This window comes from Natronolimnobius baerhuensis (assembly GCF_002177135.1).
Lineage (GTDB): Archaea > Halobacteriota > Halobacteria > Halobacteriales > Natrialbaceae > Natronolimnobius > Natronolimnobius baerhuensis.
On sequence record NZ_MWPH01000003.1, the window covers coordinates 726487 to 749185 of the forward strand.

The 22699-nt window shown below is 61.0% G+C and carries 21 protein-coding genes and 1 tRNA gene; 11 read left to right on the forward strand and 11 right to left on the reverse strand.

Annotated elements, in window-relative coordinates; translation table 11 throughout:
• Nucleotides 1–351: 351 nt before the first annotated feature.
• The 3 genes from B2G88_RS16145 to B2G88_RS16155 all read right to left on the reverse strand — a co-directional run bounded on the left by B2G88_RS16145 (nt 352) and on the right by B2G88_RS16155 (nt 1850).
• A tRNA-Leu gene (locus B2G88_RS16145) sits at nt 352–435 on the reverse strand.
• A gap of 68 nt (nt 436–503) precedes the next feature.
• The gene (locus B2G88_RS16150; protein WP_087715334.1) at nt 504–848 is read right to left on the reverse strand and encodes a ferredoxin; all 345 of its coding nucleotides are present in this window, start codon (nt 846–848) and stop codon (nt 504–506) included.
• 48 nt (nt 849–896) lie between these two features.
• On the reverse strand, nt 897–1850 hold the full coding sequence (locus B2G88_RS16155; RefSeq protein ID WP_054863197.1) for an oxidoreductase: 954 nt from the start codon (nt 1848–1850) through the stop codon (nt 897–899).
• Between the two features lie 139 nt (nt 1851–1989).
• On the opposite strand from B2G88_RS16155, the gene B2G88_RS16160 reads away from it, so the two are divergent.
• Entirely contained in the window at nt 1990–2421 is a 432-nt protein-coding gene (locus B2G88_RS16160) for a DUF2178 domain-containing protein (protein ID WP_087715335.1), read from the forward strand.
• Nucleotides 2422–2431: 10 nt separating this feature from the next.
• Nucleotides 2432–2629 carry a helix-turn-helix transcriptional regulator gene (locus tag B2G88_RS16165; protein WP_087715336.1) on the forward strand — a complete coding sequence of 66 codons (198 nt, stop codon included), beginning with the start codon at nt 2432–2434 and terminating at the stop codon, nt 2627–2629.
• A 124-nt stretch (nt 2630–2753) separates the two neighbouring features.
• Here B2G88_RS16165 and B2G88_RS16170 read toward each other — a convergent pair whose 3' ends face one another.
• Nucleotides 2754–3272 carry a peptidylprolyl isomerase gene (locus B2G88_RS16170; RefSeq protein WP_087715337.1) on the reverse strand — a complete coding sequence of 173 codons (519 nt, stop codon included), beginning with the start codon at nt 3270–3272 and terminating at the stop codon, nt 2754–2756.
• 119 nt (nt 3273–3391) lie between these two features.
• Here B2G88_RS16170 and B2G88_RS16175 point away from each other — a divergent pair, with 119 nt between their 5' ends.
• On the forward strand, nt 3392–4384 hold the full coding sequence (locus B2G88_RS16175) for a succinylglutamate desuccinylase/aspartoacylase family protein (RefSeq protein WP_054863199.1): 993 nt from the start codon (nt 3392–3394) through the stop codon (nt 4382–4384).
• A 34-nt stretch (nt 4385–4418) separates the two neighbouring features.
• Here the strand turns inward: B2G88_RS16175 and B2G88_RS19710 are convergent, their stop codons facing one another.
• On the reverse strand, nt 4419–4766 hold the full coding sequence (locus B2G88_RS19710) for a hypothetical protein (protein WP_054863200.1): 348 nt from the start codon (nt 4764–4766) through the stop codon (nt 4419–4421).
• A gap of 195 nt (nt 4767–4961) precedes the next feature.
• On the opposite strand from B2G88_RS19710, the gene B2G88_RS16185 reads away from it, so the two are divergent.
• The gene (locus B2G88_RS16185; protein ID WP_087715338.1) at nt 4962–6959 is read left to right on the forward strand and encodes an archaea-specific SMC-related protein; all 1998 of its coding nucleotides are present in this window, start codon (nt 4962–4964) and stop codon (nt 6957–6959) included.
• 20 nt (nt 6960–6979) lie between these two features.
• Here the strand turns inward: B2G88_RS16185 and B2G88_RS16190 are convergent, their stop codons facing one another.
• Together B2G88_RS16190 and B2G88_RS16195 are read right to left on the reverse strand one after the other, a co-directional pair.
• A complete protein-coding gene (locus tag B2G88_RS16190; protein ID WP_087715339.1) occupies nt 6980–8179 on the reverse strand; it encodes an acyl-CoA dehydrogenase family protein in 1200 nt (399 codons plus the stop codon).
• Between the two features lie 45 nt (nt 8180–8224).
• Complete coding sequence (locus tag B2G88_RS16195; RefSeq protein ID WP_087715340.1) at nt 8225–9868, reverse strand: lipopolysaccharide biosynthesis protein; 1644 nt, start codon at nt 9866–9868, stop codon at nt 8225–8227.
• Nucleotides 9869–10136: 268 nt separating this feature from the next.
• Between B2G88_RS16195 and B2G88_RS16200 the strand changes: the two genes are divergently transcribed.
• From B2G88_RS16200 to icd, 3 genes are all read left to right on the forward strand, one after another.
• Entirely contained in the window at nt 10137–13250 is a 3114-nt protein-coding gene (locus B2G88_RS16200) for an FAD-binding and (Fe-S)-binding domain-containing protein (RefSeq protein ID WP_087715341.1), read from the forward strand.
• A 93-nt stretch (nt 13251–13343) separates the two neighbouring features.
• Nucleotides 13344–13655, forward strand: coding sequence for a hypothetical protein (locus B2G88_RS16205; RefSeq protein ID WP_054863201.1), 312 nt, complete (start codon nt 13344–13346; stop codon nt 13653–13655).
• A gap of 269 nt (nt 13656–13924) precedes the next feature.
• The gene (icd, locus tag B2G88_RS16210) at nt 13925–15187 is read left to right on the forward strand and encodes an isocitrate dehydrogenase (NADP(+)) (RefSeq protein WP_054863202.1); all 1263 of its coding nucleotides are present in this window, start codon (nt 13925–13927) and stop codon (nt 15185–15187) included.
• Between the two features lie 102 nt (nt 15188–15289).
• Here icd and B2G88_RS16215 read toward each other — a convergent pair whose 3' ends face one another.
• A complete protein-coding gene (locus B2G88_RS16215; RefSeq protein WP_140408886.1) occupies nt 15290–16687 on the reverse strand; it encodes a hypothetical protein in 1398 nt (465 codons plus the stop codon).
• Nucleotides 16688–16840: 153 nt separating this feature from the next.
• On the opposite strand from B2G88_RS16215, the gene B2G88_RS16220 reads away from it, so the two are divergent.
• A complete protein-coding gene (locus B2G88_RS16220; RefSeq protein WP_054863205.1) occupies nt 16841–17311 on the forward strand; it encodes a GNAT family N-acetyltransferase in 471 nt (156 codons plus the stop codon).
• Between the two features lie 27 nt (nt 17312–17338).
• On the opposite strand, the gene B2G88_RS16225 is transcribed toward B2G88_RS16220, so the two are convergent.
• A complete protein-coding gene (locus tag B2G88_RS16225) occupies nt 17339–18097 on the reverse strand; it encodes an SDR family NAD(P)-dependent oxidoreductase (RefSeq protein WP_087715393.1) in 759 nt (252 codons plus the stop codon).
• Between the two features lie 265 nt (nt 18098–18362).
• Nucleotides 18363–19001 carry a CocE/NonD family hydrolase gene (locus B2G88_RS16230; RefSeq protein WP_087715343.1) on the reverse strand — a complete coding sequence of 213 codons (639 nt, stop codon included), beginning with the start codon at nt 18999–19001 and terminating at the stop codon, nt 18363–18365.
• Between the two features lie 269 nt (nt 19002–19270).
• On the opposite strand from B2G88_RS16230, the gene B2G88_RS16235 reads away from it, so the two are divergent.
• The gene (locus B2G88_RS16235; protein ID WP_087715344.1) at nt 19271–20143 is read left to right on the forward strand and encodes a PspA/IM30 family protein; all 873 of its coding nucleotides are present in this window, start codon (nt 19271–19273) and stop codon (nt 20141–20143) included.
• Nucleotides 20144–20223: 80 nt separating this feature from the next.
• Here B2G88_RS16235 and B2G88_RS16240 read toward each other — a convergent pair whose 3' ends face one another.
• Nucleotides 20224–20730, reverse strand: a complete 507-nt coding sequence (locus tag B2G88_RS16240; protein WP_054863207.1) for an FxLYD domain-containing protein — start codon at nt 20728–20730, stop codon at nt 20224–20226.
• 259 nt (nt 20731–20989) lie between these two features.
• On the opposite strand from B2G88_RS16240, the gene B2G88_RS16245 reads away from it, so the two are divergent.
• Together B2G88_RS16245 and B2G88_RS16250 are read left to right on the forward strand one after the other, a co-directional pair.
• Complete coding sequence (locus B2G88_RS16245) at nt 20990–22039, forward strand: hypothetical protein (protein ID WP_054863208.1); 1050 nt, start codon at nt 20990–20992, stop codon at nt 22037–22039.
• Nucleotides 22040–22132: 93 nt separating this feature from the next.
• Nucleotides 22133–22699: an HPP family protein gene (locus B2G88_RS16250; protein WP_054863209.1), complete on the forward strand. Its 567-nt coding sequence runs from the start codon at nt 22133–22135 to the stop codon at nt 22697–22699.

The window sequence follows — 22699 nt, forward strand, 5'->3', positions numbered from 1 at the left end:
GACCTATCCGCGGCGACAGCGGCGACTCTCACACCGAGGGAGTCAGTCTGGGACGAACGAGCAGTGAATCTACTCGAGACGGTCGCTCTTGTTTTCCTCGAGTGCTCACAACAGCAAGTGAGGGGTGGGATTTGAACCACGCCCGAGAACCTGCTCGCGGCGCTCACAGAATCACGGTCTGATTCACATCCCACGTTGTGCACTCGTCACTCACGGATTGTTCTCAGCGACATGCGAGGGTTGGGATTTGAACCACCTCCAGACGGTCGCCCTCACTTTGTTCGGACGCTGCGACTGGCGTAGTTCAAATTCAAGAACGCAGTCGCTGCTCACGCATTGTTCGCAGCGACATGCGAGGGTTGGGATTTGAACCCAAGGACCCCTACGGGAGCGGGTCTTAAGCCCACCGCCGTTGGCCTGCTTGGCTACCCTCGCACAGAAGGCACTCGCCAGTTGGCCACACGGTGGGATGTGCGTTTCGATGTGTGACGACTGCGAACGACTTACCAATCGACGCTCAGCGTCCCGTCGCCGTGTGGATCCGGTGCAATCTCCTCGTCGGTGCGTCGATCAATCACGTGAATACAGCCGTCGTCTTTTTTCGCCGGACAAACCTCTGCTGCGCGAACGTTGTCCTCGAGGTCGTCCTCGTCGATGTAGTACTCGTTTGGCTGGGCCATGCCCGAGGCGAGTGACATCTCCCAGTTGTCACTGACCTCGGCGCACTTGCCCGCGCCAAAGCACTTGTTCGCCTCGAAAATGACCTTGTAGGGCTTCTCGGCGACCGGCGGTGCGTCGGCCGAGCCAACGTCGCTCGCTCGCTGAATTCCCTTTTCGTCGTCGCTCATTGCTCGTCTCTCCGTGGGTGGCACACTTTCAGGTTGTGGTTACCGCAATCACCGCACCGATTCGGCCAGCGGCTTCGGCTCCGGCAGGCCGTAACGCACGTCCGTCAGTTCACTCGAGACGTCCCACAATTGCTGTGCCGTCTCGCGGTCGTAGGACCGATCCGAAGACCCCTGCCGTTCGGGCGTGCCACGCATGTTCATGAATCCGCCTGGGCCGTAGTAGGCGCCACCCTCGATGTCTGGTGCGGTCGCGGCGTAGAGCAGTGGCAACGCGCCCATTTCGGCTGACTGTGCAACAACGGCATTCATGAGTTTCATCGCTGCCAGTCGGAGCTGACTGCCACGTTCCTCGGGCCCGCGAAACTGTAACTGGGTGTTCGCATAGCCCGGATGCACGGCGACGGCCTTGGCGTTCGCCTCCGCCGTGAGCAGTCGCCGCTCGAGTTCGTACGCAAAGAGGACGTTCGCGAGTTTCGACTGGGCGTAGGCGTTCCACGGGTCGTAGGACTGCTCGGACTGGAGATCGTCGAAATAGATCTCACCCTGCTCGTGAACGCCGCTCGAGACGGTGACGACTCGTGACTCCCGACCGTCCTCGAGGCCGAGATTCTCGAGTAACAGTCCTGTCAACGCGAAGTGGCCAAGATGGTTGACGCCGAACTGGGTCTCGAACCCGTCGTCGGTCTCCGAGCGCGGAATCGCCATCACGCCCGCGTTGTTGAGCAGGACATCAATATCGTCCTCGAGTCGGTCGGCAAACGAGCGGATCGACTCGAGACTGGCGAGATCACACTTTTCGACACGAATATCGGCTGCCAGAATCTCGTCGCGAATCTCCTGGGCGGCGTCCTCGCCGCGCTCGAGGCTGCGACAGGCCATAATCACCGTTGCGCCGTTTCGAGCGAGTTCCCGGGTGGCCTCGAGGCCGATCCCGCTGTTCGCGCCGGTGATGACGACGGTTCGATCCGTCTGGTCGGGGATATCTGTAGCAGTCCAACCCATAGACATCGAACGTGGTCCAGCCATCTATACGTTTGTCACCACTGCCTGTCGCTACGAACCGACCTGTGTCGAACTGGCTCGAGTGAAACGACTGGCGATAGTTTTAAGCAATGGTGTAAAGTAGACTTTACTGTAAAGCATGCCCGACACCAAACGACAGACACACTCGCCGCTCGGCATTGGAAAGCGAACGTACGAACGAGGGATCTGGGGGCTCGTTGGCATCGGCTGTCTCGGGCTCCTCGCAGGCATCATCTTGGGACAACAACTCATCGGCACCGTCACGTACCTCGTGGCGGTCTGGGCTGCGGTACTCACAGCAGTTGCGCTCCCGTATCTTAGCGACGCAAAACTCGCCGATGAACGCGACGAACGGCTTCATAACCATGCAAGCGGACTGACAATCGGGATCACATTCATGGTCGGAATCAGTATTATCCCGGCGGTCTACGTCCTTGATGCCGGAAATTACATTTCCATCTCGGCGACAGCCTGGGGTGCCATCTTCCTGTTTTCGGCACTTGGCTTGCTCTACGGTGCTTGCTATACGGTTGTCAGCCGCCGTTCCTAAGCTCTCTGCCATGAAGAATCAGCTTACTGAACGACGGGAAGCAGCAGATATGAGCCAGGGTGGCCTCGCTGACGCCGTCGACGTGACACGCCAAACCATCAACGCAATCGAACGTGAACGCTACGATCCATCTCTGGAACTTGCGTTTAAACTGGCCGCGTTCTTCGAGTGTCACATCGAGGATCTCTTCGACCCAGACCTCGAGTGATATTGCCGACAACAGTCAGTGAAGCTGTTTGATCCTCGGTTCAGTCGAACAGTTGTAACTCGTGTTGTCCGGCAGGATGAGAGTCGGGTGTTATAAAACGGCTCTGGCTCTCGAGTGCGAAGCGTTATTCGTAGTTGATCGAGACGGACTCGAGGACGACGTCCTCTTTGGGTTCGTCGTTGCGGCCGGTGTCGACGCTACCGATTTCCTCAACGACATCCATGCCGTCAGTGACTTTGCCGAAAACGGAGTGGCGGTCGTCGAGGTGGGGCTGGGGGCCGAGGGTGATGAAGAACTGCGAGCCGTTGGTGTTCGGGCCGGAGTTGGCCATGCTCAGGATGCCGGCGTCGTCGTGGCGCAGTTCGTCGTGGAACTCGTCGTCGAACTGGTAGCCGGGGCCGCCGCGACCGGTTTCGGTCGGGTCGCCGCCCTGAATCATGAAGTCCTCGATGACACGGTGGAAGGCAACGTCGTCGTACAGCGCCTCGCCGTCGACCTCGTCGCCCGATTCGGGGTCAGTCCAGGTCTTGCCGCCGGTTGCAAGGCCGACGAAGTTGTCGACGGTGCTTGGTGCGCGGTCGTCGTACAGTTCGACATCGATATCGCCCTTGTTGGTGTGGAGGGTTGCAGTAACGTTTCCCATATGCACGGCGACGGTGGGCCGACAGAAAACGATAGTGGTCTTGCCTGTACGCTCGCACCGTAAGAAAATCCGTCGATGGCCCCCCGCAAGTACATACCGCCAAGTCGAGAACACAGACTATGGGAACTGGGACACATTCAACCGAGGAAGTCGTCCTTGCACGACTCTCCTCCGGCGTCGAATTGACGACGACGATTCACACCTATCACGGTGACGCTGACTCGAGTACAGACCCAGACGAGACACCCACGCTCTACGTGCAAGCAGCCCAGCACGGCCGCGAAATCAACGGCACTGCAGTCTTGCGCCGCTTTCACGAGCGCTTGCCGCTCGAGGAGCTGACCGGAACGATCATCGCGGTCCCGGTGGCGAATCCGTTGACGTTCGACCGAGTCACCTACACCGCCCCAGAACAGTTCGATAGCGTCAATCCGAACATGAATCGCGTCTGGCCCGGCAACGACGAGGGGACGCTCCACGAACGGATGGCGGCGCGCCTCTGGGAGGAAATTTCACAGGCAGACGCGCTCGTCGACCTCCATACCGGCAGTCCCGAGATGCTGCCACACATCGTCTTCCGCGAAGGCGATGAGCGCTCTCGAGGCCTTGCCGAAGCGTTCGGAACCGAACTCCTGCTCTCTGAGCAGGCCAACGACGACGCCGACGAGGAGTGGCATCAGCGAGATTTCGCCGGGAAACTCCGTGTTGCGGCCTCCGAAGAGGGCATTCCATCGATCACGCCCGAACTCGCGTACAACAAACAGATCCTCGAGGATGTCGTCGAACACGGCGTCGACGGGCTATTCGACGTGCTTCGGTATCTCGAGATGTTGCCTGGCGATGTGCCTGAGCGAGACCAGATTCTCGCTCGGAATCATCTTGGACAGGTGTCTGCGACGGCGTCAGGACTGTTCCGTGCCCACCCCGACCTCGAGTTGGGGCAAGAAATCTCAAGCGGGACGCCGATCGGAACGGTGTACAACCCGACGACGTACGAACCGCTTCACGAGGCAGTGACGGATCGGGATGGCGTCCTCTATACGCTAACCCAGGAGGCGACGGTTCTCGCCGGTGACAAACTGGCGAGTGTCGCGTTGCTCCGGGACGAGTAGCGAAACGGCCAACGGACTCGGTGGGGACCGAGTCTTAACAGCTCTCGATTTGATCTGGTCGCTCAGAAACGTGCTCATACTCCAGTAAATCGTCGTCTGCGATGGTGACGAGCAGGATATCGCTCTCTGCGACGCTCTCGAACGCATCGACGGAGACGACGAGTTGGTCAACCAGTTCGCCCTCGTACTCGAGTAAGAGGACGACGTGTTCGCCATCGACGATTCGGTCGACGACGGCGACGTACTCGGTCGCAGCCGCCGCGTCGTCGCTCGTTTCGCGTTCAGTTGCGCTTGCAGAGCCAGCGACAGACAGACTGGCAGTTCCGACACCACAGATCGTATACAGAACGCTTCGTCGTGTGGACAGACTATGTTCGTCCATGCCACCGTTGGCTGCGCCTTCGTATTTAAAAGGAAGCAGCGAACCGAACGCGACCGGTGAGTATCGCTGTGGCCGTATTCTACGCTGACCTGATCGAGCCTGAAAGCGCCGAATCCACCCTCGAGAGCAAAGCTACGAGAAACTGAGCATCTGAACCACCAAAGGTTTATCACTGGCATAAGAAATTACGTAACAATGGCTACGCAGGAGACCGTCACCCGAGAGGCGCAATTATGGGCCCGGAATATCGGCGGGATCGATGAAACCACAGTCGAACTCGACGACGGGATCACCGTTCTCGCCGGCCGGAACGCGACGAACCGAACGTCACTGTTGCAGGCATTTATGGCTGGTCTTGGCGGCGAATCGGCGTCGCTCAAGGCCGATGCCGAGGAGGGCGAGGTCGAACTCGAACTCGACGACGACACTTACACTCGAACGCTTCGTCGTGCCGGCAACAGTATCGTCACCGAAGGCGACCCCTATCTCGAGGACCCCGAACTCGCCGAACTGTTCGCGTTCTTGCTCGAATCGAATCCCGCACGCCGCGCGGTAACGACCGGCGCTGATCTTCGTGAAATTATCCTTCGGCCGGTCGATACCGACGAAATCGAGGCCGAAATATCTCGACTCACGGCTGAAAAGGAGCAACTCTCCGACGAACTCGACCGACTCGAGTCGCTCAAAGGCGACCTCCCCGAACTCGAGCGCCAGCGCACCTCCATTGAAGACCAGATCGAGGACAAACGCGCCGAACTCGAGGAGGTCAAAACGGCAATCGAGGAGGCTGAAGCCGAGGCGAGCGAGCAAGACAGCGACGACACCTCCGAGGAACTCGAGGCGAAACTCACCGAACTGCGCGAACAGCGCTCCGAACTCGAGGACGTCCGATTCGACCTCGAGACCGAACGCGAGAGTCTGGCTGCGCTCAGAACCGAGCGGGAAGAACTCGAAGCGGAACGTGAGGAGTTGCCGGAAACGGAGTCGCTGAACCGCGAGGCCGTCGACGACGAAATTGACCGACTCCAGCAACAGTCACAATCGATCGACAGCGTTGTCAGCCAACTCCAGAGTATCGTCCAGTTCAACGAGGAGATGCTCGAGGGGTCACATCCTGAGATCAAGGCGTTGCTCGCCGGCGAGGAGGGCGACGCAAGCGGCGACGGCGCAGTTACAGATCAACTGATCGCCGACGAGGAGACCGTCCAGTGTTGGACCTGTGGCAGTCAGGTACAGCGAGGCGAAATCGAGGGTACAATCGACCGACTGCGCTCGCTTCAAGAGGAGAAACTGAGCGAACGCGACGACCTCGATGAGCGCATCGAGTCGCTGCGAGACGAACGCCGCGAGATCGACCAGACGAAACGCAAGTACGAGCGCGTCGAGGAACGTCTCGCCGATATTACCAGCGAAATCGAGCGCCGCGAAGCCCGACTCGAGGAGTTGACCGAAGACCGGGAAACCCTCGAGACCGAAATCGACACGCTCGAGGACGAGGCTGCCGAACTCGAGGCCGAAGCCGACCCCGAGTCGGATGACGACGACGATGACGAGGAGAGCCTGCTCGATCTCAACCGGCGGGCCAACGAACTCGAGTTCTCGCTCGGTCGACTCGAGCGCGACCTCGAGACGACGACTGAGGAAATCGAGGACATCGAGGCTGCCCTCGACGAGCAGGGCGACCTGGAAACTCGCCGCGAGGAGATTCGCGACGAACTCGAGGAACTGCGCACCCGGATCGACCGGATCGAGCGCGAGGCCGTCGAGTCGTTTAACGAGCACATGGACGCCGTTCTCGAAGTCCTCGAGTACGAGAACATCGACCGGATCTGGATCGAACGCATCGGGCAGACGGTCCGAGAGGGCCGGCGAAAGGTCGAACAGACGGCGTTCGATCTGCACATCGTCCGGAGTACGGCCGATGGCAGCACCTACGAGGATACGATCAACCACCTGAGTGAGAGCGAACGCGAAGTGACTGGGCTAATCTTCGCACTCGCGGGCTATCTCGTCCACGAAGTCTACGAGGAAGTGCCCTTCATGCTCTTGGACTCGCTCGAGGCAGTGGACTCGGATCGGATTGCTGACTTGGTCGAGTACTTCCGGGAGTACACTGACTTCCTCGTCGTGGCGTTGCTCCCCGAGGATGCAAGCGCAATCGACGACAGTCACGAGCGAGTCAGAAGTATCTGAGTCGAGACGGCCGTCTCCTGCTACTTGTAGGCCTGAATCCCCGTCAGGTCGTCACCGAGTACCAGCGTGTGGATGTCGTGGGTGCCCTCGTACGTGTAGACGGTCTCCATGTTCGCCATGTGGCGCATCGGCGAGTAATCCGTCGTAATGCCGTTTCCACCGAGCATTTCGCGGGCGACTTTTGATTGCTCGCGAGCCATTCGGACGTTGTTGCGTTTTGCCATCGAGACGTGTTGTGGGCGCAAGTCACCGCGTTCTTTGAGGTCGGCGAGCCGATAGGCGAGCAACTGCGCGAGCGTGATTTGGGTCGCCATCTCCGCGAGTTTCTCCTGTTGTAACTGAAAGCGAGCGATAGGGCCGCCGAACTGCTCGCGCTCGAGTGCGTACTCGCGTGCAGTCTCAAAACAGTCTCGGGCCGCGCCGACGGCTCCCCAGGCGATGCCGTAGCGCGCCTGCGTGAGACAGGACAGCGGGCCTTTCATGCCGGACACGTCGGGGAGAACGGCATCCTCGGGAACGAATACGTCGTTAAGTCCGATTTCGCCGGTGATCGAGGCACGCATCGAGAGTTTGTCGTCTATCTTGTTCGTCGTGACGCCGTCGCGGTCGGTGTCGACGAGAAAGCCGCGAACCGGGTTTTCGTCGCTGCCATCACCGCCGCCGTCGCCGTCAGTCCCATCACTCGAGCGCTCGCGCGCCCAGACGAGGGCGACGTCGGCGATAGGAGCGTTCGTGATCCAGGTTTTCGAGCCGTTGAGGACGTAGCCGTCGCCGTCAGGCGCAGCGGTCGTCTCCATGCTCGCCGGATCGGAGCCGTGTTCGGGTTCCGTCAGTCCGAAGCAGCCGACAGCCTTGCCCTCTCCCAATTTCGGGAGCCACTTCTCTTTCTGGGCTTCGCTCCCGTAGGCGTGAATTGGATACATGACGAGTGCGCCCTGGACGGAGGCCATTGAGCGCAGCCCCGAATCGCCTGCCTCGAGTTCCTGCATCAACAGCCCGTAGGCGGTCTCGGAGACGTTCGGTGAGCCATACCCCTCGAGATTTGGCGCGTAAAAGCCGAGTTCGCCCATCAGCGGGATGAGGTCGGTCGGGAACGTTCCGTTTTCGAAGTGTTCACCGATGTCGGGTTTCACGCGGTCGGCGACGAACTCGCGGGCGGTGTCACGAATCAGACGCTCTTCCTCGCCGAGGTCAGCCTCGAGGTGGACGAAATCGAGCATATGTCGTGATCCACAACGGCGAGTATAGGGGTTGTGGTCAGGTGGTCAGGACGAGAGGCTTGCACTGAGGTCGGCGCGGTAGCGGGCAAGGAGTTCACGGACGACGAGTCGGTCTCGCGGGTCGACGCCGATGAGAGACAACGTCCCGATGTAGGCACAGGTGCCGACGATGGCTCCGAGCGCGATCCCGAGTGGCCCGCCGAGGACTGTTCGCATAGCGACGAGCACCCCGATCATGACGAGCGCGGCTGCAAGCGGCCGGAGGAACGTCGCATCGAACGGCCACAGTCCCTCGAAGCGCTCGAGCAAGACGACCTGAATCGCGTTCTGGGCGGCGATTGCGAGCGAAGTGCCAAGCGCTGCGCCGACGAGTCCGAACTCGAGGACGAACACGTAGGTCAGAACGACGTTCGAGACGGCGAGCAGCCAGTCGAGTAGCATCCGCGCGTACTGGTGGTCGGTCATCATCAGCAACCAGCCGGTCGCACCGACGGCGCTGCCGACGAAGACGCCGCCGAGGTAGACAACGAGCGGCACGTAGCCCGCGACGTACGTCGGGCCAAAGAGTGCGAGCAGGTCGTCGCCAAACACCAGCAAGACGGCGAGAATCGGAAGCACTGTCGTGAGAATCAGCCGCGTCACCGACGTGTAGACCGCGTTGAGCGTGTCGACCTGGCCGTTCGAGTAGAGACTCGAGGCGACGGGGGGCAGTAACTGATTGAACGCTTGGAGTGGGATCCACGCGAGTGCAACGAGGACGAGAACGACGTTGTAGATACCCGTCGCAACGGCCGTCAACAGCGCGCCGACGAGCAACACGTCGATGCGGTTCTGGAATATCTTCCCGAAACTGCTCATCGCGACCGGTCCCGCGTAGTTGTAGAACTGGCGCAGTTCGGCCGACGTGCGCCGGAGCGTCGGGCGGATCTCGGTCGTGCGGATCGTCACCGGGATACCGACGACCGCGAGCGCACACGTAAAGCCGAGAATCGCGCCGGCGACGCCAATGGTCGAGTAGCCGACCGCCAGTGCCACGAGCGCTCCGAGCAGTCGCATGGCCGGCCGGAGGAGTTTGTTGAACAGGACCTCGCCTCGAGCAGAGCCAACTGCACGAAAGACCCCTGCAGCGATCATCACGAGTCCGATTGGGATGACGAGTGCGCCGAAAAATCGCATCGTCGTCGGAAACGCCGGCTGTTCGACCGTCATCTCGTTGATCCAGGGTGCAAGAATCCAGACACCGGCTGCCATCAGGAGGCCGACTCCGACCGTAGTGGCGTAGGCGATTCCAACGACGCGCGACTGGCGAGCGTGATCGTCGCCCGCGTCGGGGACGTACCGCTGGAGGGCCGGAACACTGCCGAACGTAACGAGTCGGATCAGAATCTGTGCGATTCGCCACGCGAGCGCGTACACCCCGTACGCAACCGGCCCGAGCGCACGCGCGAGGACGAACTCGGTCGCGGTCATCAGCCCACGTTGGACTGAAATCCCGCCCGAGGTCACGACCGCGCCGTGAGCGATGGTGAGCAACGCGTCGCGTTCATCCGCCGGAACCGTCTCCATACTCGCCTCGCTACCGTCACTCGCTGGATCCTCGAGTGGCGGTTCTCCGTCTCGGTCGTCGGTTTCTGTCCCGGCCTGCAACTCGTGGCTCACAACTGTGTGGCGTAGGCCGATTCCGAGCATTAAGCGATTCGATACGGCGGACACGCGCTGGACGCACGAGCGCGGGTTGGCCCGAATTCGAGGAGTACCCAACTAGTTAGGCGGATAGTTTGTGTTAGTCACTCGGTTACAGACGGTACCGTCCGTTCAGCGGACGGCGATCCCAGCGGTAACTACCAGACCGAGATGATTCGGTCACCACTGGAATCACGGCGACTGCCCCCCAGACGGTCGCCGGTTTTCGCGCGAACGCCGACGCTTTAACACCACTCGGTTAGAAGTACGTTGTATGTCGCTCGAGCCACGCGTCGACCCGGCCGCTGACCGGCGTGCGAACTACGACTACCGAAGCGAGGACGTTGACCGACCGGCACTGGTCGCGGATCTCGAGCGGGTCGCCGGCTGTTCGGTCCGTGCTGACTCCTACTCCAGACAACTGTACGCGACGGATGCAAGCGCCTACGAGGTGACGCCGATTGCCGTCGCGTTCCCCGAATCGACGGCCGACGTCGCCGCCGTGCTCGAGTACTGTTCGAATCGCGGTATTCCCGTCCTTCCGCGGGGCGGCGGAACGAGTCTCGCGGGCCAGACGGTCAATCGTGCCGTCGTCCTCGATTTCACGCGCCACATGAACGACATTCTCGAGGTCGATCCCGACACGCGGACCGCGACGGTCCAGCCGGGGACGATCCTCGGGACGCTCAACGAGACGCTCGCAGCGTACGACCTGAAGTTCGCACCCGATCCCGCCTGGGGCGACAAAAGCGCGATTGGCGGTGCAATCGGCAACAACTCGACTGGCTCACACTCACTGAAGTACGGCAAAACGGATGCCTACCTCGAGTCCGCCGAGGTCGTCCTCGCCGATGGCACCGTCACGGAGTTCGGCGAGGTCACACTCGAGGAACTCGCCGAACGGGCGGACCCCGAGGGGGATCTCGAGGGGCGGATCTACGCCAAAGTCGACCACATTCTCGACGAGGAGAGCGACCTGATCGACGACGCCTACCCCAATCTCAAGCGCAACGTCTCGGGGTACAATCTCGACCGACTCGTCGCAGAAGCTCAGGGTGACGGCCTTCCCGGCGATGAGGACACTGGCGAGGCGGGCACGGTCAACCTCGCCCGCTTGCTTGCCGGCAGCGAAGGCACGCTGGCAATCGTCACCGAGGCGACCGTCTCGCTCGAGCCGGTGCCCGAAACGAAGGCTGTCTCCCTGCTATGTTATCGTGACCTCCACGAAGCGATGGAAGACGTCGAACCGATCCTCGCACACGACCCCGCGGCGGTCGAGGTGCTCGACGACGTGCTGATCGACCTCGCGCGCGGAACCGCCGAGTTCGGCCCCGTTACCGGGATGTTGCCCGACGGCACGAACGCTGTTCTTCTCGTCGAGTTCTATGCCGAGGATGCCGCCCACGGCCGCGAGCAGGTCGCTGGGCTGTTCGCGGATCGCTGTCCCGACGTGACGGCCGCAGACGAACCGGCCGCGGACGCACCACAAACGGACGCCGAGACGCTCGCCATCGACGCCCTCGAGGCTTACGACGAAGCCGAACGCGCCAAACTGTGGAAGCTCCGCAAGTCCGGGCTCCCAATCTTGCTCTCGCGGACGACCGACGAGAAACACATCTCCTTTATCGAGGACACTGCGATTCCGCCCGCGCAGTTGCCGGAATTCGTCGAGCGTTTCGAGTCCATTCTCGAGGCCCACGACACCTACGCCGCGTTCTACGCCCACGCTGGCCCCGGCGTCCTTCACATTCGTCCGCTGATCAGCACGAAGACCGAGGTCGGCCTCGAGCAACTGCACGGAATCGCAGACGATGTGACCGATCTCGTCGTCGAACTCGGCGGGTCGGTTTCGGGCGAGCACGGCGACGGCCGGGCGCGCACCCAGTGGAATCGCAAACTCTACGGCGAGCAGTTGTGGGAGACGTTTCAAGAGCTCAAGACCGCATTCGACCCCGACTGGCTCCTCAATCCGGGCCAGGTTGTCTTCCGCGAGGAGAACCCGACCGACCTGCGCGAGCACCTGCGATTCGACCCTGACTACGAGTTCGAGGCCGGGTTCGAACCTGAACTCGAGTGGGACATCGACAACGGCATGCAGGGAATGGTCGAACTCTGTCACGGCTGCGGGGGCTGTCGCGGCGAGCAGTCCACGACTGGCGGCGTCATGTGTCCGACTTACCGGGCCAGCCACGAGGAGATCACGGCAACCCGCGGGCGTGCAAACGCACTCCGGCAGGCCATGAGCGGTGACTTGCCACCCGGTGAGGCCTTCTCCGACGAGTTCGTCGAGGAGGTCATGGGGCTGTGTATCGGCTGCAAGGGCTGTGCAATCGACTGCCCGAGCGAGGTCGACATGGCGAAGCTCAAAGCCGAGGTCACCCACGAGTACCACGAACGAAACGGCGCGACGCTGCGGGATCGGCTCTTTGCCAACGTCGAGACGCTCTCGAGGATTGGCTCGCGGCTCGCGCCGCTGTCGAACGTCGCATCGTCGATTCCGGGTGCTCGCACAGTGCTCGAGAAGACCATTGGAATCGCTGCTGACCGGCCGCTGCCGACGTTTCGTGAGACGACGTTCCGTGACTGGTTCGAGCAACGAGACGGCTCCGCCGTCTCGGAAACGCGAGCGGCGACACCGCGAGCACGCGGCGGCGCGGCCGTTCCCGAGGACGAGGCGGTCCGGAAAGCCATCGTCTACCCCGACACGTACACGAACTACAGCAATCCCGAAGCGGGCAAAGCCGCCGTGGAGGTGCTCGAGGCCGCGGGCATCCACGTCGCCGTCCCAGACGACCTCGGCGATACGGGCCGACCGGCGTTCTCGAAGGGCTTTCTCGAGCGAGCCAGAGACACCGCCGTCGAGAACGTTGAAACGCTCGCGCCGCTGGTCGCCGAGGGCTGGGACGTAGTCGTCATCGAGCCGTCGGATGCGGTCATGCTCCAGTCGGACTATCTCGACTTGCTCGGTGACGAAGCGACGAAGACGCTCGCAGGCAGCACGTATGGCGTTTGTGAGTATATCGACACGTTCCGACTGGATGAGAACATCGCATTCGACGAGCCGGCGGAGCGACTCACCTATCACGGCCACTGCCATCAGAAAGCAACCGCAAAAGATCACCACGCCGTCGGCGTCCTCCGGCGTGCTGGCTACGGTGTCGACCCGCTCGATTCGGGCTGTTGTGGCATGGCCGGCAGTTTCGGTTACGAAGCCGAACACGCCTCCATGAGCGATGCAATCGCGTCGATTCTGTACGAACAGGTCGACGACAGCGACGGCGACCGCGCCGTCGCACCCGGAGCCTCCTGTCGCACCCAACTCGAGGCCCGACCGGCCGGCGAGAAGCCGCCAACGCCAATCGAACTGGTCGCAGACGCACTCGAGTAGTCGCAGTTGCGGACGGAGGGTCCTGCGGATGGAGAGTCGTTTGTTCAGTGCTGGCGGAAAACCCCTACACTTACCATGGCGGGTCATCAACCCATGGCGACGATGACACCGGCCACGCTCCTCGTGCTGTTCTGTGCGGTGATGCTCGTCGTCGCTATTGGCCGGTTTATCCTTGCACAGCGCCGTGATTGGGTCGACTTCGGGGCGATACTCGTCGTGTTCGGTATCACCGTGCTCTCGGGACTCTGGCTCGTTATCGTCCGCTCTTGGACCGAACTGGGCGGTTGGCTCACCGTCGCTGCTATCGGAATCGGGATGATCGCCCTTGGACTGGTACAGATCGTCCGCTACTGGAACGAGCCACGATACGAGTCGACACAGTCGCTCGAGGATAACGGATTCTGACGGTGCGTTGCTATTGTTGATCTGTCATTTATGCACGTCTCTGTAGTTTACTCGATTACGAAAACGGAGTTGTGGTTTTCATCCCACGGCCCGTGTAATTCGACGAATGTCGACAGCCCCTTTGACCTCGAAAAAGGGGACAGTCGGGTCGTCACGACTGTATACTGGCCGAATCTGTCTGGGTGTCAAACTCGATCTCGTGCAACTTTTCCCGCGCTGCGATGGAAACAGTAGCTCTTTTACCCTTATCGAGGCACCGTATAGACGAAATGAGCTACGACAAGATCGAGGTCCCTGAAGCGGGAGCAAAGATCACGCTGAAAGAGGGTACCGAGGACGAACTCGAGGTCCCGGACAACCCGATCATCCCGATCATCTACGGTGATGGTGTCGGGAGCGATGTCGGACCGGCCGCACAGCAGGTGCTCGAGGCCGCTGCAGATGCCACTGGTCGTGAGATCAACTGGATGCGCGTCTACGCTGGCGAGGCCGCTCGCGAAAAGTACGACGAGAACCTGCCCGACGAGACCGTCGAGGCAATCAAAGAACACCGCGTCGCGATCAAAGGCCCACTGACGACGCCCGTTGGCGCTGGCTTTCGCTCGCTGAACGTTGGCCTGCGCAAACTGCTCGATCTCTACGCGAACGTCCGTCCAACCTACCACATGGAGGGCGTTCCATCTCCTGTCTCCGAACCCGAGCAGATGGACATGGTCACGTTCCGTGAGAACACCGAGGACGTCTACGCCGGCATCGAGTGGGAGGCCGGCACCGACGAAGTCGAGCAGGTCAAGGAGTTCGTCGAGGAGGAAATGGGCGCAGACGACGTCATCCACGACGGCCCCGTCGGCATCGGCATCAAGCCGATCACGGAGTTCGGAACGAAGCGACTCGTCCGCGAGGCCATCGACTACGCCCTCGAGAACGACCGCGACTCGGTCACGCTGGTCCACAAGGGCAACATCATGAAGTTCACCGAAGGCCAGTTCCGCGACTGGGGCTACGAGGTCGCCGAAGAGGAGTACGGTGACGAGGTCATCACCGAGGACACCCTCTGGGAGGAGCAAGACGGCGAAGTCGACGACGACACGCTCGTCGTCAACGACCGCATCGCGGACAACATGCTCCAGCAGCTGCTGACCCGAACGGACAACTACGATGTCATCGCCACGATGAACCTGAACGGCGACTACATGTCCGACGCCGCCGGCGCACAGATCGGTGGCCTCGGCATCGCCCCCGGTGGGAACTTCGGTGAGGGACGCATGCTCGCCGAACCCGTCCACGGCTCCGCACCGAAGTACGAGGGCCAGGACAAGGTCAACCCAACCGCCATGATCCTCTCGGGCCGCATGATGCTCGAGTACCTCGGCTGGAACGACGCAGCGGACCTCGTACGCGACGCCGTCGAGGAGACCATCTCCTCGGGCAAAGTGACGTACGATCTCGAGCGTCAACTCGAGGACGCCGAGAAACTCGCCACGAGCGAGTTCGCTGACGAAGTCGTCGCAAATATCGAGAAGTTGGCGTAAGCCAACTTTCGGACAGGGAGGCCGCTACATTTCATTTTCTCTGCGCGCTTGCTGTTGTTCACCTACCGCGTCACTACACGCTCGAGTGTTGGCTCGATTCGATTAGTCGCTGATCGAATCTGTCTCGCCAGTCCGAGGAGTGGTGTGTGGCGGATCGTTTCGTGTCCGCTCGAGCAACCCAACCAGGCCCGCAATCGCGATGAATCCAAGCATGATGAGCGTCTCGAGGCCGGTTGGGTTGACGTCGGCGCTGGGGTCGATCACGACGAGGCTTGCCCCGATGAGACAGACGCCCAGCACGAGCGTTGCGGGTGCGAGGGTTGCTGGTGGGATCTGTGATGTCGGCACCGAGAGCATCGATTCGCGTCCGGCAATGGCATCGAGACTCGCATGCCGACCGCCGAGTGCGGTCGCAATGACGAGACTCGCGAGTAGCAACGGGCCGAGCCGGACGAATCCGAGTGCGGTCAAGAGGAAGAGGTAGCCGATTGCAAGCAGCCCCATCGTGCGCGTTCGCCAGCCGACGATTAGTGCGAGGCCTGTCGTGGTCTGGATAACGGCAAACACCACCACCCAGGCACTCATGGCTGGAAGGACGAGACTCTCAATGAGTAGCCCGACCGGAGAGAGGTGCGTCGCTGCAATCGATTCGAACACCGCCGCTTGCGTCTCGGCTGCTGCCCAACCGGGCAGTCCGGGATCCGTCCGCACGAAGATTTCTTGCAGGAATCGGTAGCCGACGAAGATCCGAAGCCCGTCGGCCGCAACCAGCGTCGGCGTTCCGCCGCGCCAGACCGCGAGCAGTCCGCCCGCAGTGAGCGCGGTGAAAATCATCATCTCGAGGCCGATGAACTCGACGCGGGAGGCGTCGACAGCCAGAATCGAGAGCAGGTAGTAGACGGAAATCAGGCTCAACCCTGCTGCGAGTCCCGGGTACCAGCGCTTTGCAATCGGAAGTGGGTGGTTGAGAACTCGAGTGAGTCGGCCGATGGCGTCCGGTCGAGACTCGAGGATAGCATCGAGTCCGTAGTAGCGGCCCGCGTTCGCGACGAAGACGAAGACAATCGGGACGGTAAATAGCGGCGACGTTCGGATCGTCCCGAAGTGAAACACGGGCAGGAAGTACAGCAGTCCACAGATTGCTGCAGGGCGCGTCCAGAGGCCGACGATCAGCGCGAGTGCGGTAAGCAACTGCGCCGCGGTGGCAATGTAACTCCACTCGGCTGCGTAGGGAATCACGACGGTCTCGAGGAGCGTCGCGTACCAGCCGTAGACGCCGTCCTCAATCACTCGTTCGGAGACGCGCGTGATGTCGCCGCCGGCGTTTGCCCCGATCCAGTCCTCGTTCGGCCCCGACGCAAACGTGCCGAGTTTCCACCACCCGCCCGCGAACACTTCATACAGCAACAGCAGGCCGATAAAAACCCGCGTGCCAGCGATCCACGATCCTGCGGAATCTCCAACTGCCGGTTCATCATTGCCTCTCGTTTTCTCTAACATCTCTAGGCACAAATTTACCAACAAATAATAAATCTAACTAAGTATTTATTAAACTTGGCGCTACTCGAGCCAGTCCAGAGCGGTGAGTATCGGCGGGTATCCCATCGACTGAAACGATAACACTCTCCTCGAGCGGGCGGCTACGAGCGGGCAATGACAGACGTACGCGTCGTCGGTGTCGACGAGCCAGCCACGCGAGCGGATGCGTTCGACGTTCGACAGACCGTCTTCGTCGAGGAACAGGGCGTCGACGAGGACCTCGAGTACGACGCACACGACGAACCCGATGCGAGCGCGGATCATTTCGTCGCCTACGACGGCGAGGGCGAGGGCACGACCGGCGAGCCGGTTGGTGCCGCGCGACTGCGCGAATACGACTCCGGTATCGGCAAAGTCGAACGCGTCGCCGTCCTCGAGTCCCACCGCGAAGCCGGCGTCGGCCGAGCGCTCATGGCGGCTGTCGAAACACAGGCTCGAGAACGCGGTTTCGAGTCGCTGAAACTGCACTCACAGACGCGTGCAGCGCCGTTTTACGACCGGCTTGGATACGACCGCCACGGGGAGAAGTTCGAAGAGGCTGGTATCCCACACGTCGAGATGCGAAAATCGCTGTCGACCGACTGAGTTCGTCCGCGGACGCCGTCGCTCGTGTTACTGCGCGAGATAGCCGCCTTCGACGGGGAGCGTGGTGCCAGTTACGCGCGAGGAGAGATCCGAGGCGAGAAAGACCACGGCGTTAGCGATCTCCTCGGGGTCGGCGAGGCCGGGCATCGGCTCAGTGTTCTGGAACTGTTCTTCCATCTCGGGGTGTTCCTCGATGGTCCGTTCGATCATTTCCGTGCGAACGATCCCTGGCGCGACGGCGTTCGCGCGGATGCCATCCTCGGCGTACTCGAGTGCCGCGTACTTGGTGAGGTGACTGACGGCGGCTTTGGCGGCACCGTAGCCACTGTACTGCGGGACGGCGACTTCGCCGCCAATCGAGGACGCGCTGATGATTGAGCCGCCACCATCGGCCAGCATCGCTTCGATGCCGTATTTCATCCCGTACCAGACGCCTTTCAGATTTACGTCGATCACCTGCTCGAACGCGTCGTTGTCGTACTCCTCGAGTTTGGCAACCGGGCCTTCGATAGCCGCGTTGTTGTAGAGGATGTCCAGTCCGCCGTACTCGTCGACGGCGGTCTCGATCATCGCCTTCGCGTCGTCGGGGTCAGAAACATCCGTTTCGACGAACGTTGCCTCACCGCCTGCATCGGTGATCGTCTCGACGGTCGCCTCGCCGCCCTCGACGTCGATATCTGCTACGACGACGGCCGCGCCGTGGTCGGCGAACGTCGTCGCCGTTTCCCGTCCAATTCCCGATCCTGCGCCGGTGATTACTGCAATCTGGTCCTCGAGTAGAGCCATGTTGCTGTGGTTCACCGGCATGGCAATTAGCCGTGCTGGTGGAAACGCCATGGTCACCGAGGCGACGCTCCGTTCCATCTCCCATGACGTATTGGAGGTTATGGGCAACCGACAAACCACGTCTATCGAACGGTTCAGCCGAAGCCGTGGCCGAAGTCGATGCGAACACGACCTCGAAACTGGTCAACAACCGCGACGATGCAGCGGCGTCGCTTCGCAAACAGTAGTCATGCACCTGCCGCCACACTCGAGTTGGTTTCGCCGATCAGTGTTCCCCACCGAGTCTCGAGACGAGAAAGTCACTGACTGCGTCGGCGACCTGCTGTTGCTGTGAGACGAAGAAGTGATCGGCTGCGAGTGAGACGAGGTCGACTGGCTGACGAGTTTTGTCTCCGTCGGACTCGGGAGTGCGCCCTTGGAGGTGATCGACTAGTGGCTCCCATTCGACTGTCGTATCACGTTCGCCGTAGACGATCTGGAGGGGACACTCGAGGGCAGAAAGTGCCGCACAGGCATCGAGGTCGGCGGCGAGTCGTGCGGTGGGTGCAATTGCCGAGACGGCGGTGACCGGGGGATCGGCGTCCGCGGCGGCGAGGATCGCAAGCGTCGCGCCGAAACTGTAGCCACAGAGGCCGACGCGGTCGTAGCGGTCGGCTGCCCAGCGAATCGCGTTCTGTACGTCAGTACGCTCTCCATAGCCCTCGTCCCACGGCCCGTAATCGAATCTGAGGCAGGCGATTCCTGCCTCGGTGAGTGCGTCGCTGACGGCGACCAACCGCGTATCGCTGCGCGACCCTCGCTGCTGGGGGTGGGGCGGACACGCGACGACGAGTGTGTCTGCGTCGTCCGGGCCGTCGAGCGTCCCTCGTACGTCGCGCGCACCGGGAACGAGCACATCGCTCATAGCTGGTGTTTGATGGCCAGCGTAATCAATTCGAGGACGTGTGACTGCGAGACCGTTTCGTGGACGGATCGACGGTATTCTGGTGCACCGTCAATGGAGGAGAGAGATCTCGAGAGGAGAACTGCGGTCTCGGTTGTGGATTGGTGCGGTCGTACTCTCGTCGTTGCTGTCGTCCACCCAGTACCTCCGAGCGCAGTGGCAGCGATCAAGCATTTCTCTGTCTGTCGTTGATGTGATGTTTTTAAGGGTGACGAGCGATAGGTAGGAGTATGGGCATCCTCTCTCGGACCTCCTACGTCATCCGGTCGAAGATCAACTCCATCCTCAACCGGGCCGAGGACCCGACCGAAACGCTCGACTATTCCTACGAGCAGATGCGTGACCAGCTTCAGGAGGTCAAACGCGGTATCGCCGACCTGACGACACAGAAAAAGCGCCTCGAGATGCAAAAACGCCGTCTCGAGGATAACGTCGAGAAGCACAACGAGCAGGCTCGCACGGCGGTCCAACAGGACCGCGAAGATCTGGCACGACGAGCACTCGAGAAGAAGAAGACGAAGATGAACCAGATCGAGGATCTGGATCGTCAGATTGCGGATCTCCAAAAGCAACAAGATAGCCTGATCGACCAGAAAAACGAGTTACAGGCTCGTATCGAGGAGTTCCGGACGAAAAAGGAGACGATGAAGGCCCGCTACGAGGCAGCCGATGCGAGTTCGACGGTGTCGGAAGCGATGACCGCGACCGGCGAGGAGTTCGAAGATGTCGGGCGCGCTATCGAACGCGCCGAAGAGCAGACCGAGGATATGGAGGCGCGAGCTGCGGCACTCGACGAACTGAAAGAAACCGGCGCGTTCGACGATGTCATGTCCGACAAGGACAATATCGACCGCGAACTCGAGGAACTCTCGACCGGCAGCGGCGTCGAAGCCGAACTCGAGACGCTCAAATCGGATGTTGGAGGGGGAGAAACGGATACTGCCACAGAGACGGACGCCGAGTCAGTTGACGAGGAGGTCACACCGGACCCAGAGCCTGCTGGTGATGTCGACGAAAGCGACCTCGAAGCACTCGAGGACGACGTCGATGATTCGGAAGTCGAAGCCGAACTCGCGGAACTCAAAGACGAAGAAAGCAACTGAGCGGCTGGGCGACTGTGGGTTTGCCGTCCCGGCTGTCCCAATCGCTGCTGTCATTTCTTGGTGAGGACAACCGCTCGCTATTACGTCGGCGTTCCAACGACCGTGATGTCGTAGTCCGCGATATCTGCAGGGTCCTCGAGGATGACGACCTGAAACTCCCAGGTCGTTTCAGCCGCGAGGTCGCCGGTGCTCGCGAGGTAGCGTCCGATCTGATCGCCGGCGTCGTTGTAGACGCGCACGCGGACTTCGGCGAGTTCGATGCGACTCGAGTCGGTGTTTTCGACGGTCCCTTGGACTGTCGAACCGAGGTAATCGTCTTCGAGGACGAACTCGTGGTCTTCGAGTCCGAGTGACTGAACGCGGGTCACGCCTTCGTGTGTGTCCTGTTCGGCGACCGACTCGGCAGCCGTCATCTCTTCGGCACTCCGTGGGTCGCCGTCGACGTCTCCCACCTCGCCGTCTTCGAACTGTGGGTTGCCATCGAGTGAGACGCCGTCGTCCTCGAGACAGCCTGCGAGGGCGACTCCCGTTATCCCCGTCAGTCCGACGAGCAGTGATCGCCGCGTCAGCGCTCGCTCGTCACTCATTGCTCACGACTCCCCGTTTGGGTGTGATGTCCTCATGCTCATGAGTACGGTGTGCTCGTGGGTGCTGTTCGGTTCTCGCCCCATGCGCTCGAGCGGCGATGTTGTCACCGGTCATAGCAGTATCGACACGGTAGAGACCTGTCAGTGTACACCCTGAACCTGAACGGAGACTGGCCTCGAGTCGGCTTCGACGGGGACCACTCGCGTCACCTCCCTGTGCAACGCATGGCCTTATTGGCCAGTGTCCTGAGGTGACTGTATGGTGTCGTCGGATCATGATGAACCGCTCGAGTCTCACGGTGCCGGAATCGGACAGTCAACGACGGTCGTGACGCGAATACGAGAGTGGTTTCTCGTCGACGGCAGCCGGTTATACGTCGCGACAGTGATTTCGCTCAGCATCTTCGTCCTCTTTTTGCTGTTGAACGAACTCGGCATCATCGCGTTCGTCAACGACGATTCAGTCACCCGGCTGGCCGGCGGCATGATCGCTGGCACGTTCTCGTTGGTGACGCTCGTTGTCTCGATCAACCAGCTCATTCTCTCCCAGGAGTTCGTCACTGCCGACGAGGCTCGGCAACAACTCCAGGGTGTCATGGACTTTCGTGGCGATGTCTCAACGGTGACAGACGTTCCGGCGAGTCCCGCCTCACCAACCAAATTCCTCAGTATTATCGTCGCAACGATCCACGATCACGCACAGACGCTCGCCGACGCAGTCGACCCAGACACCGACGAGGGTGCACTCATAACCAAGTACACCGACAGACTCGAGGAGAGTTCCGAACGCATCAACGACACGCTCGAGGAGACGTCGTTTGGAACGTTCGAGGCGGTTTCTGCGGCTGTTGCTTACAACGGTGCCTGGCAACTGTATGCCGCACGCCAGATTCAGGGTCGCTACGATGAGTCGCTCTCCGATGACGCCAGTAACGCACTCGAGGAGTTAATCAATTCACTCGAGTTATTCATCACCGCTCGTGAACACTTCAAGACGACGTATCTCCAGCGTGAACTGACGAAGTTCTCTCAGCTGACGATTTACTGTGGTGTGCCGGCGATTCTCTCGGCGATGACGATTGGGTTCATCTATGCGGATTTCGGTGGTCCGACACTGCATGCGATCTACCTGCCATACGTCATCAGTGGACTCATCGCCATCGTCGCCTCGCCGCTTGCGCTGTTAGTGTCGTATATCCTCCGGACAGCGACTGTCACGCGGCGAACGGCCTCCGTGGGTCCGATGATTCCCCAGAAAGACCCCGAGAGTGGTCCGTTTGATGTCTCCGCTGGCCAGCAAAGCGAGTAACGCATCGACTCGAGAGTGTCGGTGCTGGAACGGTGAGCGTGAGGCAGATGACGGCCGATTACTTATATCGGTTCTTGTGATAGCACTCACGAAATGGGGCTTCGAGAGGCGCTGTATCCCACGACCAGCGAACAGATCAATCTCCGGGACGACCTCAGTGCTGGGACCAACGTCACACTCCATTTCCTGTTACTCGGTGGGCTTGCCTGGGCCTCCGGGCAGCCGTTTCTCTTTCCGAGTCTGGGGCCGTCTGCATACCTCCTCGCAACTGGCGACAATCCGCGTGCAGAAGGAGCCTACCACGTCATCGGTGGCCACGCTGTCGCCGCGATCTGTGGGTTGGTGGCCTACCTTCTGTTGGCTGACGGATTGATCGTCGTTGACGCGTTCGAACAGGGTGAGCGGTTCTCGACTGAGGTTGCCCGGCTCGTCCTCAGTGGCGTCGTCGCCATGGTGTTGACGACGGTCGCGATGCTCTGGACGAATACGAATCACCCTGCCGCCTGCGCGACCACCCTCATCGTCGCGCTCGGATTGATGTCGACGATTCTCGACGCTGTAATCATCGTTATCGCCGTCGCGTTGCTCGTCTGGTTCCACGGTGTCATCGTCGACCGTGTTCAGGATATCTACGGCGTCGAACCGAACGATCCACGTTGA

Bases quoted from the DNA above. Each gene is read 5' to 3' on its own strand.
- icd (WP_054863202.1), top strand. From the start codon at position 13,925: ATGAGCTACGACAAGATCGAGGTCCCTGAAGCGGGAGCAAAGATCACG.
- B2G88_RS16195 (WP_087715340.1), bottom strand. From the start codon at position 9,868: ATGCTCGGAATCGGCCTACGCCACACAGTTGTGAGCCACGAGTTGCAG.
- B2G88_RS16150 (WP_087715334.1), bottom strand. From the start codon at position 848: ATGAGCGACGACGAAAAGGGAATTCAGCGAGCGAGCGACGTTGGCTCG.
- B2G88_RS16160 (WP_087715335.1), top strand. From the start codon at position 1,990: ATGCCCGACACCAAACGACAGACACACTCGCCGCTCGGCATTGGAAAG.
- B2G88_RS16185 (WP_087715338.1), top strand. From the start codon at position 4,962: ATGGCTACGCAGGAGACCGTCACCCGAGAGGCGCAATTATGGGCCCGG.
- B2G88_RS16250 (WP_054863209.1), top strand. From the start codon at position 22,133: ATGGGGCTTCGAGAGGCGCTGTATCCCACGACCAGCGAACAGATCAAT.
- B2G88_RS16155 (WP_054863197.1), bottom strand. From the start codon at position 1,850: ATGGGTTGGACTGCTACAGATATCCCCGACCAGACGGATCGAACCGTC.
- B2G88_RS16170 (WP_087715337.1), bottom strand. From the start codon at position 3,272: ATGGGAAACGTTACTGCAACCCTCCACACCAACAAGGGCGATATCGAT.
- B2G88_RS16230 (WP_087715343.1), bottom strand. From the start codon at position 19,001: ATGAGCGATGTGCTCGTTCCCGGTGCGCGCGACGTACGAGGGACGCTC.
- B2G88_RS16235 (WP_087715344.1), top strand. From the start codon at position 19,271: ATGGGCATCCTCTCTCGGACCTCCTACGTCATCCGGTCGAAGATCAAC.
- B2G88_RS16190 (WP_087715339.1), bottom strand. From the start codon at position 8,179: ATGCTCGATTTCGTCCACCTCGAGGCTGACCTCGGCGAGGAAGAGCGT.
- B2G88_RS16200 (WP_087715341.1), top strand. From the start codon at position 10,137: ATGTCGCTCGAGCCACGCGTCGACCCGGCCGCTGACCGGCGTGCGAAC.
- B2G88_RS16215 (WP_140408886.1), bottom strand. From the start codon at position 16,687: ATGTTAGAGAAAACGAGAGGCAATGATGAACCGGCAGTTGGAGATTCC.
- B2G88_RS19710 (WP_054863200.1), bottom strand. From the start codon at position 4,766: ATGGACGAACATAGTCTGTCCACACGACGAAGCGTTCTGTATACGATC.
- B2G88_RS16225 (WP_087715393.1), bottom strand. From the start codon at position 18,097: ATGGCTCTACTCGAGGACCAGATTGCAGTAATCACCGGCGCAGGATCG.
- B2G88_RS16205 (WP_054863201.1), top strand. From the start codon at position 13,344: ATGGCGACGATGACACCGGCCACGCTCCTCGTGCTGTTCTGTGCGGTG.
- B2G88_RS16165 (WP_087715336.1), top strand. From the start codon at position 2,432: ATGAAGAATCAGCTTACTGAACGACGGGAAGCAGCAGATATGAGCCAG.
- B2G88_RS16220 (WP_054863205.1), top strand. From the start codon at position 16,841: ATGACAGACGTACGCGTCGTCGGTGTCGACGAGCCAGCCACGCGAGCG.
- B2G88_RS16175 (WP_054863199.1), top strand. From the start codon at position 3,392: ATGGGAACTGGGACACATTCAACCGAGGAAGTCGTCCTTGCACGACTC.
- B2G88_RS16240 (WP_054863207.1), bottom strand. From the start codon at position 20,730: ATGAGTGACGAGCGAGCGCTGACGCGGCGATCACTGCTCGTCGGACTG.
- B2G88_RS16245 (WP_054863208.1), top strand. From the start codon at position 20,990: ATGGTGTCGTCGGATCATGATGAACCGCTCGAGTCTCACGGTGCCGGA.